This is a genomic window from Paenibacillus sp. FW126-R14 (assembly GCF_058789495.1).
On record NZ_JBYTBS010000018.1, the window covers coordinates 72,332 to 88,917 of the forward strand.

Consider the following 16,586-nt stretch of genomic DNA (forward strand, 5'->3'; position numbering starts at 1 on the left):
AGGCGCTGATTAGGAACGTGACTTGGCTTCCTGCGCCGCTTCAAGAATAGCCTTCACATGCTCGACGCCGGATCTCGGCGATGAAAGGACAGGCTTCCCGGTCGCCTCTTCCAGCGCTTTCTCCATGCGCGCCATGGAGCCTTGCGCCAATACCAGCACATCCGCCTCGCTTGCGACCCGCATTGCGGTTTCCAATAAAAGACGGTCATGCTCTTCCGGCTTGCCGCTAATCAAAGCATCGAAGGCCCCTTCAGCGAGTCCGTTCACCAGCTGCACTTGCCTTCCCGCTTCATCCGCCTTACGGCCAACTAATCGCAACGTCGGCTCCAAGGTCGATGGCAGCGTGGCCAACACGCCAATCCGGGTATAACCGGCTACCGCTTTGGCCGTCATCCATTCATCGATTCGGACAATCGGTATACTCAGCGTCCCCACCGCTTCATCCGCCACATCACCGACGGAGGAGCACGTGTTGAGGATCACATCCGCACCGAGCTCTTCCGCATGCCGGTAATACTGAACCAAATGACGGGTTACGACTTCCGGAATATGACCGGCACGCACGACATCGCCGATCAGGCTGTCATCGATAATATTCACGAGTCGAATATGGGGCAGCAGCTCTTGAAATACCTTTTTCAAAGGGTCAGCCAAGCCCTGGCCTGTATAGATCGCAACAACGGTCTGCATAGACATCGAATTCCTCCTCAACGCTTCCTCCCAGGGAAGCCGATTTGAATAGCACTTGCGCTTACCAAACAAACTCCCGATCCAACCGGCGATAATCCCCCTCGCGCATCGGAGCCTCCTCAAACACCTGACGCCCGCTGTACAAAGGCTTCTTCGTCCCTTTCGGCGTTATATTCACGACATCGTCACCACGCCATTCCGTTTCAAACGTTTGCCCCACCGCATTCTCCAGCGTTTTGCGGAAGCTCATCGGGAAGGTCACCGTAATTTTCTCTCCTGCTACTGCGGAGCCAAGCAAGAGGAAGTGCTTATTGACCCAACTGCTCGCTTCGCTGCCTTTGCCTTCGATCACTTCGCCGCCACGTTCACGAACATATTTAATCTTCGTAAAGCCGGCCCACTCCGGTATTCGGATCTGCAGACGAGCGATGTCCGTGTGAATATCGAGGACGACCTTTCCTTCATGCGGCAGGTAGGAGCTGACGTCGAGCCATTTGGATCCGCGGTTCAAAAGGAAATTGACGCTGATCGCGCCGTTTTTCTCGGTGATCGTATGACTCCAGCCCATAAAGAGACCGCGGGTCCCCGAGCCCAGGCAGCAAATCTGCAAATCGTTCGTATGTCCGCGTCCTTCGTTCACATCGCAAACAAAATCGTTCGGAGCCGAATAGCCGGCAAAAGAACCCCGCGTGCGCTCCGCTACTTTATAGAAGCTTTTGTTCGCCGGAATGTCACTCGACTTGTCATCGGACTCTTCCACCCAATCCAGGTCCAGCAGCTGCGACTCGGCCAGATGGTTGCGCAAAAACCGTTCCACGGTTCCCCAATATTCCACATAGCCGCTTTGCGCCAACGTAATGCCTGTGGCAATTAAATCGACCAAGGAGCATGTTTCATGCTCATAGGCTTGTTCGTGCAGATCGCCCGGCGTCCAGCCAAAATTCGTACATTTGGTCAACGCCCAATCGTAGCATTTCTTCACCCAAGCAATCATCGCCGCATCGCCCGTGAATACACCGAACCTCGCAATAGCGTCAAGCGTACCGATCCGCGTATGGAAATGCCCGCTCCGGTAAGCAAGCGAGTCGTTGAAGCTGCCGTCCGGATTGAACACACCGCTGCGTTCCATAATTAGTGCCGTGAAAAATTGGCACAGCTCAAAAGCATCCTGATTGCCCGTAAGCTCATGATATTTCAGCAAAGGCATCACCAATCGGCCGCAGAAGGCCGCCGGATCCGGCGCCAAACGCAGCTGAATCGCGTTGTTGGACGGCCAGCCCGTTTCTTTGTATTCCGAAGCCGGATAGTACCAGACATCGCGTTCTTTGACCGCGATACGTTTGAGTGCCGCCACATGGCGGTCGGCCGCTTCTTTGACCTGCGGGTCCCCCGATTCCATGTACCATGTCGTCAAAGACAAGATAACCGCCCGCTGATCGATCAGGTTCGCATTCGGCTCCCAATTGCGGGTTGGATTGATCTGCCTGTAGCTCATCCCGTCTTCTTTAAAAAAAGACAGCAGATTCGCACGGTAACGCTCCTCTACCTCTTGGCCGAACGATTCTCCCGACATATGGCGGGCAAGAATTAATCCGTCGATCATCCGTCCGTGAGAGGAACCGTAGTCCCAATCGCCGTGCGTCATGAACGCGGGCTTGTGCATCAAATCAGCTGCAAAAAACGGAATATAGTTATGGTCGCGATCCGCCATGCCGATCATGGCATTGATAGCGTGTGCGGCACGTTCTTCGAGCATAAGCGTATCGGGAATTAGACGTTTCGTCATACATTCTTCTCTCCTTATTGGTCCGCCTGACCGATGACTTTGCGGTATTCACCGATGGTCATGCCGACTTTTCGTTTGAAAATCTGGCTGAAATACCGGTAATCCTCGTATCCAACCTTTTGCGCGACTTCATAATTTTTGTATTTCGATTTATTCATCAGCTCTTTGGCTTTATGCATACGGATATCGGTTAAATAGTCGACGAAGTTTTTCCCCGTCATTTTCTTGAAAATCCGGCTTAAATAATCCGGATTCAAATAATAGCTGCTGGCAATTTGATGTAAGGAGAGAGACTGGTCATAATTGCTCTCCATCCACTTCTTCAGCTCGCCGACGACCTTCTCGCCTTGGTTTTCCCCTGATTGACTGTAGAAACAAAGCACAGCAGGAAGCAGGTCATCTTTGAAAATCTTTTTCATCGCCTCGACATCATTGCGCTGGTGAATCAATTCCGAATATATAAGCGTATTTTTGCCGCATAGCTCCTCTACTCGGATGTCCTTCGCCTGAAGCTGCTTCTCCATCGCATGAAGGAGCAAATCCGCGCTCCACTGCAAATGTCCTACCGTTGTAGAATCATTCACGAATGACGCAAACAACCGCTCAAACTCTTGTTCCACAGCCTGCTTATTACCGGATTGAAGCACCCATAAGAAAGCATTCTCTTGGTCCTGCGGGTAGTTCCCGGATAAATGGACGGCACTCTTCTCGGCAAAAAGCAAGACGCTCATCGCTGCCAGCGGTTTACCCGACAATGCCTTTCTCGCCTCGTTGTACGCCTCTCCCAGCTTGGCTGCCCCCGGCTTTCCGGTGCTCACACCGAAGCTGAAGGTCATGCTTCCGGCCTGCTTCAATGCGGTTTGCACACTCGTGTGCAGCCGGCCGAAATCTTTCGGCTCCAGCCGGTCTCCGCAAAGGGCAATGGCGATTTCCCTGCTCTCCGAGAGCGTCGTAACCTCAACCTCCCAGCGTCCGCCGAAAAGGAAGGGCTTCATCCGGTTTATTTGTTCGTGAATGGCGGGCAGCAGACGAGCAAAATCACAATGCTCATGGAAGCTGTCCGTGTGTCCCAGCATCAGGGCATACTCGCCTCCTTGCCAGCTGGACGGAACGAAGGCTTCCTCCCCCTCCTCGCCATGCAGCAGCAGCTGCCGCAGCCAATCTTCCCCTTGGAGGCGGGATGCTTTGCGTTTCTCCGCTTCGCGCCGGTCCAGCTCCAGGAGCGCTTTCTCCACGACGGCGGCAAGCTCTTCCTTTTTCACCGGCTTTAATAAATAGTCAAACGCTTTATGGCGAATCGCTTCTTTCGTATATTCGAAATCCGAATACCCGCTGATCACAATGGTCAGCAAGTCCGGCAGCTCTTGGCTCAGCATGCCGAGCAGTTGTTTGCCGTCAAGGCCCGGCATGCGCATATCGAGGAAAAGCAGATCCGGCTTTTTATCCAAAGCCATTTCATAGCCCTCTCCCCCGTCACTCGCTTCGCCTGTAAGCTCCAAGCCCCATTCGTTCCAGGAAATGGACTGAATCAATCCTCTGCGTATCCATTTTTCATCGTCAACAATGATGACTCTCCGCATTTCCTTTCCCTCCTAAAAGCTATCGAATTCGTATATGTTCAGCCTTTCATCGAGCCGGCCGTCAGCCCGTCAATAATGTATCTTTGCAGCAGTAAGTAAATAATTAGAATCGGCGCGATGACAATCACCATGAAGGCAAACACAACGCCCCAATTCGTGCTGTACATCGTGACAAAATTGAAAATTTGCAGCACAATCGTCCATTTCGTACTGTCTGTCATGAGATAGAACGGTCCGAAGAAATCGTTCCATACCGATACCATCACAACAATGGATACAGTCACGAGCACCGTAAGCAGCAGCGGCAAAATGATTTGCCAATATAGCCGGAAATAGCCGCAGCCTTCCAGTAAAGCCGCTTCATCCAGCTCTCTCGGAATCGACTTCATGAAGCCCACAAGCAAAAACACGGCAAAAGGCAGCAGCACCGCCGTATAATACATAATCAGGCTAAAATAAGTGCCTTTAATATGAAGATCGCCAAGCAGCTTAATTGTCGGCACGATCGATACCGGAACGATTAGCCCCATAATGAACATGTAGTAGGCCCCTTGCAGGAACCGGCCGTCTCTTCGTTGGATGATGAAAGCAGCCATAGAGGCAAATAAATTCACGCAGACGACAACCAAACCGGAGATCAGAACACTATTTTTAAAGCCACGCAAAATGTTAGCCTGTTGAAAAACTTCTTTATAATTCGTAAACTGCCATTCCGAAGGAAAGGATAAGCCGAATAGTGCCGATTCGCGAATGCCTTTGAACGAGTTGATCACTATCATCAGAAATGGAATCAGAATGAGGCATGCCAGGCCTATCGCGATAATTTCCAGCATCCATAATCTCCACTTTTTTCCCATCACATCTCGACCTCCCTCTTCTTCATCGCCATCAGCACGGGAACGCCGACAATAGTGACAAGGACGAACAAAACAACGTTAACCGCCGTCGCATAACCGAATAAACCTGTACTGAACATTCCGCGAATGTACGTATAAAATACTTCCGTCGTATAGCCAGGCCCCCCTTCCGTCAGCACCATCACCATCTCGAACACTTTCATGGAACCAATCATCGAGAGGAGGACATTGACCGTAAGCGCCGGAGCTAGCAGAGGGAAAATAATGGAGCGGAATCGCTGCCAATACTGCGCCCCGTCCATGGACGAGCTTTCAATTAAATCCTTCGGAATAAATTGCAAACCGGCCAAATAAACGACCATCGAGAACCCGGCAACACGCCAAAGATCGGTTACAATAATCGAAAACAAGGCATACTTAGGATCGTTCAGCCAATCATGCACCATGAAGGAAAGCCCTGCTTTATCCAACAAGGTATTGATGATGCCATGCTCAGGATGATAGATCGCCCGGAAAATATAGCCTATAACAATCGGCGCAATCACGTATGGCAGAAAGAAGATCATGCGCAGCAGATTTCGCAGTTTAAGTGCTTCGTTCAAGATTAAGGCTAATCCTAATCCCAGAAAATTTTGCATCAAGGTCACGACTGCCGCAAAAATCAATGTATTGGCCAAAGCCGTTTTCAAACGGGGCTCTTTGAACAGCTCGATATAGTTATCCAATCCATTAAAACGAATCTGATCCGCGTTAATGTTCCAGTCCGTGAAGCTGTAGTAAAACCCAATCAACGTTGGGGTTATGAAAAACAATAGAAAAACGGCGAGAGCCGGGAATGAGAAATAAAGCGGGTATTTCGTCTTGCCCATCTCGTCTCCCCTCCTTCATCTTAAGATGTTCCGGCCGGAAGCAGGTTCCGACCGGACTGTGGCATAGAGGCCGATCAGCTTATTTGAAACCATCCAGCAGCTTGGCTTTTCCGTCTTTCTCATAGTTCGCCGAGAATTCCTTCAGTGCTTTGTCGACATCTCCATCGATGAAGAAATTTTGCAGCGTTTTCTGGAAATCGGCGAACGTCGGTGTCAGACGGTTTTGCACGTTGATTTTCGCTTTATTCGCATCAATCAGATCCTTCACCGTTTGCTGCACAGGATACAAGCTGCTCTTAGCGCCTTGGAAAATCGGGATACCTGGACTTGTCTGGTAGTACAGATCCACCATTTCCGGCGAAATCATGAATTTAACTAAGTCGGCGGCCACATCCGCATGTTTCGCTTTGTTCGGAATCATTAGCTGATTTGGCGGCGTAATCATGGCTGTTCCTGCATCCGCTGCGGCAGGGAATGGGAAGAAGCCGATTTTATTGGTGACGAAGTCTTTGCCGAATTTTTTCTCCAATTGCGGAATGATGCCGTCCAGCATGAAGGCCATGCCGACTTTGCCTTCGCCCATCAAATTTTGCAGCTCATCGAATGTGCCTGCCAGCGGGTTGGACTGGATTAGTCCAAGCTCTTTCAATTCCTTTTGTTTCGCAAAAAGGTCTTTGAGCGCTGGAATATCGGCCAGCTTGAGCGCATTCTTCTCGAGATTTTGAACGCCCGCATCCCCTATGACCGGGTCCACATTCGATACCCAACCCGTGAAGTAGAATACTTGCGGCGGCCATCCGTCTTTCACACCCTCATAGAATGGCGTGACGCCTGCTGCCTTGATTTTCTTCGCGCTTTCGATCATGTCCGCATAGTTTTTTGGAGGCTGAACGCCCGCCTTGGCAAATACGTCCTTGTTGTAATAAATCCCCATCATGCCGGTGGCGCCGAAAGGGACACCATATATTTTCTTGTTCGCATCCGCTTGAAATTCTTTCATCGTCGGAATAATACGGTCCCATACCGCCTGATCCCCCGACCATTCGCGAAGCGTCTCGGACGCTCTAAGCTTCACATACTGCTTAGGACCCGGCTGCATGAGAAACAGGTCCGGGAAGTCGCCTGTAGAGAAACGCGTTTTCATCATGTTATCGAAATCGCCGCCAGGCAGCGCCTGCAATTCGACCTTATTGCCTGTTTTCGCTTCAAACTCTTTGAATATTTTATTAAAAGGTGTGGCGTCAACCGTATTGGCAATGGCAAAAGTGAGCGTGACAGGATCCTTTTTCGCCGGAGCCGATGTCGTTGCAGCCGTAGATGCCGAAGGTGCCGCAGCTTTCGGCGTAGAGCTCCCGGCGCCAGTTCCTTCGCTTCCGCAAGCCGTTAATGCCATAACTGCCGCAATGGATGCAGACAGTGTTACCGTTTTCATTTTCCTCATTTTGTGTACCCCTCCTTTAATGTTGCTTACGTATTTGATTATATTGCAACCGCTTACTTCAACCCCATGCACGATAACGACTTTGAGTGTTGAATATTCCTACATCCCGTTTTTAGTTAAGTTGGGAAGCCAGCTTTAAGGTTACTCCGGTGCCTGCCCCTTTTTTACTTTCAATGCTGAATTGAAACTTCTCTCCATACCGAATCGTGTACCTCGCGTACACGTTCTGAACGCCAATGCCTCCGCTTACGGCAGACAGCTTATATTCCTCTTGATAGAGCGGTTGTCTGAGCGAGGCAAGAATCTGCTCCAGCCGGTTCTCCGAGATGCCGACTCCGTCGTCTTGGACCTGAATATATACCCAGTCATCTTCCTTCCAAGCCTTCAGATGAATCGTACCCTTGCCTCTTTTGCGTTCGATACCATGAAACACCGCATTTTCTACTAAGGGCTGCAGCGTCATTTTTAACATGGGATAATTGTACAGATCTTCTTCGATCTCTACGTGATAGTCGATTTTCCCCTCAAAACGAATGCTCTGGATGTTGATATACGCATCAATCTGCACGAGCTCTTCCTGCAGTGTGACGATTTCATCGGTATTTTTCGTGTTATAGCGAAACATATCGGCTAGAGACTGCGCCATTTGGCCAATTTGCTCCACATCGTGGTAGTCGGCCATCGCTTTAATGCTATCGAGCGTGTTGTATAGGAAGTGAGGGTTAATCTGCGAGTAGAGCATCGCCAGCTCCATCTGCTGCAGCTTAATTTGGTACACATACTTCGTTTCGATCTGCTTCTGCAGCTCATCCTGCATAGCGTTGAAATTCATGGCGATTCGGCCAATTTCGTCTTTTCTTTTAATATCCACCCTAACGGAGAAATCTCCGCGTTTAATGTGATTTACCGTTTTATAAAGATTAAGAATCGGATTAGTAATACTTCTCCCGAACAGCAGAGAGAGGATCGCCGTCACGAAAAAAGCAGCCAAAGCCGTCCAAACGGCTGTCGTTTTGATGGGATCAAGCGAACTGAATATTTCCTTTTTGGGCATGATGAGCACCGTTTTCCAATTGGAATACGTCGAGCGGGTGTACGAAACAAGCATCGTCTGATCGCCGCTGCCCGTCCAAAACTTACCGTTGTCCCCTTTGATCTGGGCTAGCGCTTGCGCATCGATGGCGGCTTCATGCCCTTCTCCCGAGTCGAATATCGGATTATTAATCTCATTCAAAATAAGAAAACGGCTGTTCTTCGTCAGATCCGCACGTTGACCGATACCTTTGAACAGACCGTAATTATAGTCGGCACGTACCACAATAAACCCGATCGGATTTGAAAAATCGCGAATCAGCATCGAGGTCGAATACGCCGTTGCACTCTCATTCTGTCCGTTGACCTGCGGGGGGCTGAAGAAATTCACAAGCCCGTCTTTGGCGACCGTTTGCTTAAACCATTCGGCGTACAGCACCTGGCTCGCGTTGCCGGACGAGGTATTGTCCGAGGAGTTGAGCAACTCCCCATTGCTGTAATAGATCTGAAAACGGATGAAATCCGGAATCGGCGTAATGTTAAAGCTTTTTAAAAACAGATCCCCCAGCTTCTGGCGAAACAGAAACTTGTTCTGGCTGTCCATAGCCGGGTACGCATTAATGTTGTCAATGTACTCTTGATTGTAATAGGGGGCGAGAAGCAAATTTCTTTTATTATGAAAATCGTTATCCATGTTGAACTCGATCTGCCGGACGATTTGAGCGCTGGCCGTCTCCACGCGTTCCGCCATGGAATTGTAAGAGATGTAGAATGAAGCGGTACCAATCAATGTAATGCAGAAAAGGATGATGACAAAATAACTTAACAGCAGCATCGTACGAATTCTCGGAAATAGAGCCTCTAGCTTCTTTCTTAAGCTTTCCATCCAACGCATTCTGAAGCCCGCCTCTCTTTCTATGCGAAAACAGCCGGAGCCAGATGGAAGGAAGCGCTGCCCGCTCACCCTCTATCCGATTCCGGTCTGTTTGACTTGCCTTTAGTTTAGCATAGAAACGCTTTCAAACACATAACTTCCTGAACCTACCTTATGCACGGAGGCGGTTGGTCCCGGTACATGAATGGTTGCCGTCGTATTGGCAGGTACTACTACTCGAAGCCGGAAATCCCCCTCCTCCGACAGACTCCACTCTACTTTGACGCACCCATACAGCGATTCATAGCTTGCCTTCACCCAGCTCAAGTTCCCGCCCGGCTTCGGCCTTATGATTACATGCTGGAAGCCGGGTTGCTGAGGATCCGCTTCAATGCCGGCCATATATCGGAACATCCATTCGCCGACGGAGCCAAGAGAGTAGTGATTGAAAGAGTTCATCGAAGGCGTCTGGAAGCCTTGCTCCTCCGTCCATCCATCCCAGCGTTCCCAGATGGTGGTCGCTCCGTGTTTGATGGAATACATCCAAGACGGGAACGCTTCCTGCGTCAGCAGTTTGTAGGCGACATCCAGGCTGCCGTTGTCCGTCAGCGCCGGCAATAAGTAGCCTACACCCAGGAAGCCCGTCGACAACCGGTCGCCACGTCCGTGGATGTCTGCCACAAGATGCTCGAGCGCTTGCTTGCGCAGCTCCTCCGTTAGGAGTCCGAATTGCAGCGCTAAAACGTAAACCGTCTGCGTATCGCCGTGAATTCGTCCGTCTTCCGTGACAAATGCGTTGCGGAACGCCTTAGCGATATCGTCAAACAAGGCTTGATACGCATTCGCGTCCTCGGTTTTGCCCAGCACACCGGCAATTTGGGCAAGCAGCTTCGTGCTGTAAGCAAAATAAGCGGTTGCAAGCACTTCATTCGGCGTGTCAGCCCCAATCGACAACCAGTCGGCGTAATTGGCATAACCCGGACGCACCAGTTCATCTGTGGTGTTTCTCAAATAGCGCACCCATTTAACCATGGCGTCATAGTGGGTTTCGAGAATACGAACATCTCCGTACATCAAATAAACCGTCCATGGAATAATAACGCCGGCATCTCCCCAACCTGAGTTGTCCGGGGCGAACCAGTTCAGCCTCGTGTTCCAGTTTTTGTGACGAATCCAGCCCGCATCCGGAGCCACATCGGTGAAAGCGCCCGACGGCTGCTGACAATCCACCATATCCCATACATATTTGCTGAAAAATCGCGACACATCCATATTGTAAGCCGCCGTACGGGCGAATATTTGCGCATCCCCTGTCCAGCCCAGCCGCTCGTCCCGCTGCGGACAATCCGTTGGCACCGACAGGAAGTTTCCGCGCTGTCCCCATGTAATGTTGGCGTACAGCTGGTTCACCATTGCATTCGATGTCTCGAGCGAACCCGCGACCGGCGTATCCGAATGGACGACTTTTCCTGTAATCGTGTCGAGATCAGGCTCTCCAGGGTATCCGATCAGCTCCACATAACGGAAGCCGTGGAACGTAAAATGGGGCTCATAGCTCTCCTGCCCTTCTCCCTTCAGGATATAGTGATCCTGCTGGCATGCTTCGCGTAAGTTATCCACATATAATGTACCGTCCGGGTTCAGCATCTCCGCGTGACTTAATGTGATCATCGTGCCACGAGGTCCTTGCACCGTCATGGCTGTCCAACCGACCATATTCTGGCCCATATCATAAATATAGGTTCCTGCCTCTGTCTTCTTTAGGCTGAGCGGCTTTAGCGTTTGCGTAATGCGGATCGGAGGTTCTACCGCAGCCACCAGAAGTCCGTTATAGCCGGAGCGAACATCCGGCGCTTCCCAAGACGAATCATCGTAGCCAGGCTCGTGCCATCCGGTAAGTTCCTCTCTCGCATCGTACGCTTCCCCTTTGATCATATCGGAATATTGAATCGGCCCCCGGCTCGTGGTCCACGAAGCATCCGTGATGACAGTTTCCTTCGTTCCATCCTCATAGTCCAAGCTTATCTGCATGAGGAAAAAAGGTCTTTCTCCGTAAACTTTATCCCCAAGAAATCCGACCGTTCCCGCATACCAGCCGTCTCCCAAAATCACGCCAAACGCATTGTCGCCAGCCTTCAGCTTATCTGTCAGATCGACAGCTTGAACCTGTACCCGGATATTATAATCCGTCCATCCCGGAGCAAAACGGTCGCCGATCCGCTCCCCGTTCACATACAAATCATAAACCCCTAATGCTGTCGCATACGCAATAGCCCGCCGCACCTTTTTCTTGACCCCGAACGTTTTTCTAAAAAACGGCGAAGGCTGCATGAGCACCCCCGGCTCGGATTTGCGTCCGATCCACTGAGCTTTCCACTGGCCTCGCGACAAAATCCCCATCGTCCAATACGCCGTCTCGCTCCATTCGGATACCTCGCCGGCGCCGTCCCAGACGCGGACTTTCCAATAATATTCCCCTTGGGATTCAAGCGGTTTACCCTCGTACTGCACATGCGTCGAAGCGTTCGAGTCCACTTTGCCGCTGTCCCATATATCCGCTTGGCCGCTCTCAAGCCTATCCCGGGATGAAGCTACCATAATGTGATAGGCGCTCTGCACTGCCCCATCGCTATCGGCAAGCAATTGCCAGAAAAAGCGGGGCTTCAGGACATCAAGGCCAATCGGATTCGTCAAATATTCAGTTTTGCAGGCTGCAATTCTCGTCGTCATGAGATAACCCTCCAGTTATGGTGTTATGGAATGTGAAACAGGTTTCAAACTAATCGTAAAATCCATCGGTTTTGCTTCCAGCAAGTAGGCCTGCAGCGTAGGCGCATTGCCGCAGCTATGATTGCCTAGTCCGCTCTGGCGGGCATCTATTTTGACGATCGTTTGATTGATCTTGTTAAGCTGATGAACATGCTTCGCTGTCGACAAGTCGTCCGTCGTATAATGGTGAACACTCGTATCGAATGTCGGCTGCCCTGTGAACAATAGTCCGATTCCTTGTTGATTCGTCAGGGATGACCAGCGTACGTCCGATTTGTTGCCATTTTCCTGCGGCTTAATGTACGGCACGAACTGATCCTCAACCGATCCGCTGTAAATGCCCAGCTTCCCGCTCTCTTTGCGGTCCGCATAGCACTCATGAGGCCCACGGCCAAACCAGGTCAGACGGTTGAAGTCATCCGGCATGACAAGCTCAACCCCGAACCTCGGCAGAGACGGCAGCTCCTCTCTCGGTTCCAGCACCACTTGCAAAGTCACTTCCCCGTCCACAGCGATGGCATAGATCAGGCTCGACTCGAAAGCAATCTTCTCTCCACGCGCCCCGACGACGGAAGTCATCATAATCCGGCAGCCTCCCGCTTCCGTACGCTCAACCTTAGCCTCGCGCACATCGGTGGCAAGCCGGTTGTAGCCGGCTTTCACCCACTCTTTGGCGAGATGGACATCGTTATCGACCGGAGCCCGCCATAGATTGAGTTTGGGACCCGCCGTCAGCAAGGCAATCCCTTTATAATTCCACGTCGTCATGGCGCCCTGATCTGTATCGAACTGCATGCAGAAATCATCGCCCGTAAGCGTAATATGTCTGCCGTTTTCCTCAATCGTCAGCGGGCTTGCTTCCTCGGCCGTGTGTCTTGCCGCCAGTTCCTTTGTAACGACAGCCACCGGAATATCCGCCCAGGCGATTTCATGCCCTGCATCCGCCCAAAGGACCGTGTCCCGCAGCACGTAACGCAGGTGGAGCCAGTATTCGCCCGCCGGCTTCAGCTTATGGCTGTCCATGGGAATGCCGACATCCTCCATCTCTCCGGCAGGGGTATGCAGGATCCCAAGCACTCCCTCATCCACAACGGATCCGTCCCGCAGCAAACGCCACTCCCCCTGCAAATGAGACAGCGAAAGGACATCATACCTGTTCCGCACCCGCAGCTTTCCATGCAGCGCGTCGACGGCCTCGATCTTCACCGGCTCAATCGCCTTCTTGTACTCCAGCAGCGAGGCTTTGATCGACCGATCCGGGAACAGCAGCCCATCGAGGCAAAAATGGCCGCTGTGCGGCTCTTCACCGAAATCGCCGCCATACGCATACCAAGCTTCATCCGTTCCCGTGCGCTGCCCGATGCCTTGGTCCGCCCATTCCCAAATAAGGCCGCCAAGCAGGCGGGGATACGTATAGACCGCCTCCCAATACTCCTGCAAATTCCCGACGGAATTGCCCATCGCATGACCGAATTCGCACATTAAATAGGGGCGTTTATCGTCCTTGCTCCCCTCTTGGATGATCGTTTCCACCGCAGGGTACATCGAGCTGACAATATCGACGACCAGAGCGTCATAGGCACGTTCGTAATGAATCGGGCGAGTCGGGTCGGCCTCTCTGATCCATGCCGCCATCGCATCGTGATTAGCGCCGTACCCGGACTCATTGCCGAGCGACCAGATGATGATGGAGGGGTGGTTTTTATCCCTTTCCACCATTCGTTTCGCCCGCTGGACGAACGCCTCTTTCCACTCGGGAAGCTGCGCCAAATGCCCCTCGTTCCCGTAGAAATGAAACCCGTGCGTTTCAAGATCCGTTTCATCGATGACATATAAACCAAAGCGGTCGCACAGCTCCAACCAGCGCGTGTCGTTCGGATAGTGCGATAAACGAACCGCATTGATGTTGTGCCGCTTCATTAACGTTATATCGCGCAGCATCGTTTCCATCGTTGTCACATAGCCAAGGTCGGGATCGAACTCGTTCCGATTGACCCCTTTGATAATAATCGGGCAGCCGTTAACGAGCAGCCGTCCCTCCTCGATCCTAACGTCCCTGAAGCCGACGTGTATTCTTTTGACCTCCAAAATTTGCTGCGCATTGCCGTACATGGTTAATAAGAGCGTATATAAATAAGGTGTTTCCGCCGTCCATAAAAGAGGAGAGAGCACTTCCTCCGCCAGCTCAACCGAAGGTTCATCCTGCTGTACATGATGGAAGCGGTCGCAGACGATACGATGATCCGCATCCAATAATGTGATTCTTAACTGATGGGAATCCGGTTCTAATGCGCGATCCGTTGCTCCGTCAAAATCGATACGAACCTCTAAGCAAGCTCTCGTACAGCTCTCATCCAAACGCGTCCTCACCCTTGCGTCCCTCACTGATACTTGAGGCGAAGCCAGCAAATACACGTCGCGGAAAATGCCGCTCAGACGCCACTTATCCTGGCTTTCCAAATAAGTCCCATCGCACCACTGATAAACTTGTACGGCTATCACATTATGCCCCTCGCGCAAGTAAGGGCTTACAAGAAACTCGGAATGAAAATGGCTTCCTTGGCTGTAGCCGACGAAGTGTCCGTTCATCCAGAGGTGAAACGCCGAATCCACGCCTTCAAAAACGAGATGAACCTGCCGGTTCTTCCATGTCTCTTGGAGCTGAAACCGGGTTCTGTATAAGCCAACCGGATTGAGATTGGGTACGTAGGGCGGATTGATCGGGAAAGGATACGGACAGGAGCTGTATTGAGGTCTCCCATATCCGTGCAATTGCCAGTTGGATGGCACTGGTATCGTGCTCCACCCGATCGGCTCAAAGGTGTCCGCATGGAAGTCAGCAGGCACAGCTCCCGGTGATTCGCTGTAGCTGAAATCCCATTCGCCATTCAACGATTGAACATACGGCGAGCGTTCCCTCTCATTTGCCAGCGCACCCTCCCAATCTCCGAAAGGTATTAAATCCGCATGCGGCTGCTCTGTATTTCTCTCTAAAACATTTAGATTTTGCCAGTCCGGAATATTCTCTATAGCCATCCTATTCTTCGCCTCCATCGTCGATCCTATCTAGCATAGTCTACGAATGGGGAGGGTGAACATTCAGAAATCCGACTCTTTATGTTGTGAAAACTGTGCTGACAGAGGTCGGTATTTTCAATATAAAAAAGACGACCACATCTCAGATGTAATCGTCTTTTCGCTAGTGGATCCAAAACCTATGGCTTCGCTTCGTTCTCCGCTTCCCATTCCGCTACTTCTTCCCGTACCCGCGGCGCCACCTCTGTGCCCAACAGCCGGATGGCCTTCATCACATCTTCATGCGGCATCGAGCCTACAGGCACGTGCATCATAAACCGTGTGATACCCACGTTTTTGCGCAGATGAACGATCTTCCGGGCAACGGTCTCCGGATCCCCTACGTACAAGGCGCCATCAAAGCTCCGCGCCGCATCAAAGCTGGAGCGGTCATACCGCCCCCAACCACGCTCGCGCGCAAGCACGTTCATCACTTGCTGCGTTGGAGGGAAAAACTTGTCGGCAGCCACCTGCGTATCCTCCGCCAGGAAACCATGGGAGTGCGTGGCCACCGGCAGCTTCGAGACATCATGCCCGGCGCGTGCCGCCGCCTGCTTATAAAGCTTCACGAGCGGTGCGAACTGAAGCGGGTTCCCGCCAATGATGGCAAGAACAAGCGGCAGCCCAAGCATGCCTGCACGGATGACTGACTGGGTGTTGCCACCGCTGCCAATCCAGATCGGCAGTGGATTTTGCACCGGGCGGGGATAAATACCCAGATTATGAATGGGCGCCCGGTGTTTGCCTTGCCAACTCACCTTTTCGGACTTCTGCAAGGTCAACAATAAATCCAGCTTTTCATCGAAGAGCTCGTCATAGTCATTCAAATCATAGCCGAACAACGGGAACGACTCGATAAAAGAGCCGCGGCCCGCCATAATCTCCGCGCGTCCGTTCGAGAGTCCGTCCAGTGTGGCAAAATCCTGAAACACCCGCACGGGATCATCCGAGGATAGAACGGTAACCGCACTGGTCAGCCTGATCGATTTCGTCTGCGTAGCCGCTGCGGCCAGCAGCACGGCAGGCGATGACGCCGCAAAATCTTGACGATGATGCTCGCCTACCCCGTACACGTCCAATCCTACTTCATCTGCTAAAACAATTTCCTCCACCACTTCGCGCAAACGCTGCGCATGGCTGATCACCTCGCCCGTTTGGGGGTCCGGCGTTGTCTCTACAAAGGTTGTAATTCCTATCTCCACTTGCTATTCCTCCCAGTTAAAAACAGGTTATCTTATCATGGCTCATGCTTATATTTTGTACCTTTCTGCCAACGATTACAAGTGATCGGCGGGACGGATTCAAATTCCACAAACAAAAGAACCTCCATCTCACACTTAATCAGTGTTGAGCTGAAGGTTCTTTTGTTTAAAGCAGGGATGCGGTCGGAGGGATTTGAACCCTCACGCCTTGTGAGCGCCACCCCCTCAAGATGGTGTGTCTGCCGTTCCACCACGACCGCATAAGAGGATAAATAACTGACCCGTAGGGGACTCGAACCCCTGTTACCTCCGTGAAAGGGAGGTGTCTTAACCACTTGACCAACGGGCCGCGAATGTCTTTAAGCTTGTGCAGCCCTTTTTGACGACAATTGTTATTATACGGGATCTCTT

The 16,586-nt window shown here is 51.5% G+C and carries 10 protein-coding genes and 2 tRNA genes; all 12 read right to left on the minus strand.

Annotated features, from left to right (window positions below):
- Window positions 1-9: 9 nt before the first annotated feature.
- The 12 genes from AC3WRW_RS14035 to AC3WRW_RS14090 all read right to left on the minus strand — a co-directional run bounded on the left by AC3WRW_RS14035 (window position 10) and on the right by AC3WRW_RS14090 (window position 16,524).
- Window positions 10-696 (minus strand): aspartate/glutamate racemase family protein, encoded by a 687-nt coding sequence (locus AC3WRW_RS14035; protein WP_492546929.1) that lies wholly within the window; start codon window positions 694-696, stop codon window positions 10-12.
- 55 nt (window positions 697-751) lie between these two features.
- Window positions 752-2,476, minus strand: coding sequence for a glycoside hydrolase family protein (locus AC3WRW_RS14040; RefSeq protein ID WP_492546930.1), 1,725 nt, complete (start codon window positions 2,474-2,476; stop codon window positions 752-754).
- Window positions 2,477-2,490: 14 nt separating this feature from the next.
- On the minus strand, window positions 2,491-4,056 hold the full coding sequence (locus tag AC3WRW_RS14045; RefSeq protein WP_492546931.1) for a response regulator transcription factor: 1,566 nt from the start codon (window positions 4,054-4,056) through the stop codon (window positions 2,491-2,493).
- Window positions 4,057-4,094: 38 nt separating this feature from the next.
- Window positions 4,095-4,913: a carbohydrate ABC transporter permease gene (locus AC3WRW_RS14050; RefSeq protein ID WP_492546932.1), complete on the minus strand. Its 819-nt coding sequence runs from the start codon at window positions 4,911-4,913 to the stop codon at window positions 4,095-4,097.
- Entirely contained in the window at window positions 4,913-5,782 is an 870-nt protein-coding gene (locus AC3WRW_RS14055; RefSeq protein WP_492546933.1) for a carbohydrate ABC transporter permease, read from the minus strand. Before AC3WRW_RS14055 ends, AC3WRW_RS14050 begins: the two co-directional genes overlap by 1 nt.
- Window positions 5,783-5,861: 79 nt before the next feature.
- Window positions 5,862-7,223: an ABC transporter substrate-binding protein gene (locus tag AC3WRW_RS14060; protein WP_492546934.1), complete on the minus strand. Its 1,362-nt coding sequence runs from the start codon at window positions 7,221-7,223 to the stop codon at window positions 5,862-5,864.
- A gap of 112 nt (window positions 7,224-7,335) precedes the next feature.
- Window positions 7,336-9,150, minus strand: coding sequence for a sensor histidine kinase (locus tag AC3WRW_RS14065; protein WP_492546935.1), 1,815 nt, complete (start codon window positions 9,148-9,150; stop codon window positions 7,336-7,338).
- Between the two features lie 102 nt (window positions 9,151-9,252).
- Window positions 9,253-11,859: a family 78 glycoside hydrolase catalytic domain gene (locus tag AC3WRW_RS14070; protein WP_492546936.1), complete on the minus strand. Its 2,607-nt coding sequence runs from the start codon at window positions 11,857-11,859 to the stop codon at window positions 9,253-9,255.
- Between the two features lie 15 nt (window positions 11,860-11,874).
- Window positions 11,875-14,934 carry a beta-galactosidase, LacZ type gene (gene lacZ / locus AC3WRW_RS14075; protein WP_492546937.1) on the minus strand — a complete coding sequence of 1,020 codons (3,060 nt, stop codon included), beginning with the start codon at window positions 14,932-14,934 and terminating at the stop codon, window positions 11,875-11,877.
- 179 nt (window positions 14,935-15,113) lie between these two features.
- Complete coding sequence (locus tag AC3WRW_RS14080) at window positions 15,114-16,175, minus strand: LLM class flavin-dependent oxidoreductase (protein WP_492546938.1); 1,062 nt, start codon at window positions 16,173-16,175, stop codon at window positions 15,114-15,116.
- Between the two features lie 178 nt (window positions 16,176-16,353).
- Window positions 16,354-16,435: transfer RNA gene (locus AC3WRW_RS14085), tRNA-Leu, on the minus strand.
- A gap of 17 nt (window positions 16,436-16,452) precedes the next feature.
- Window positions 16,453-16,524, minus strand: a tRNA-Glu gene (locus AC3WRW_RS14090).
- Window positions 16,525-16,586 lie beyond the last annotated feature (62 nt).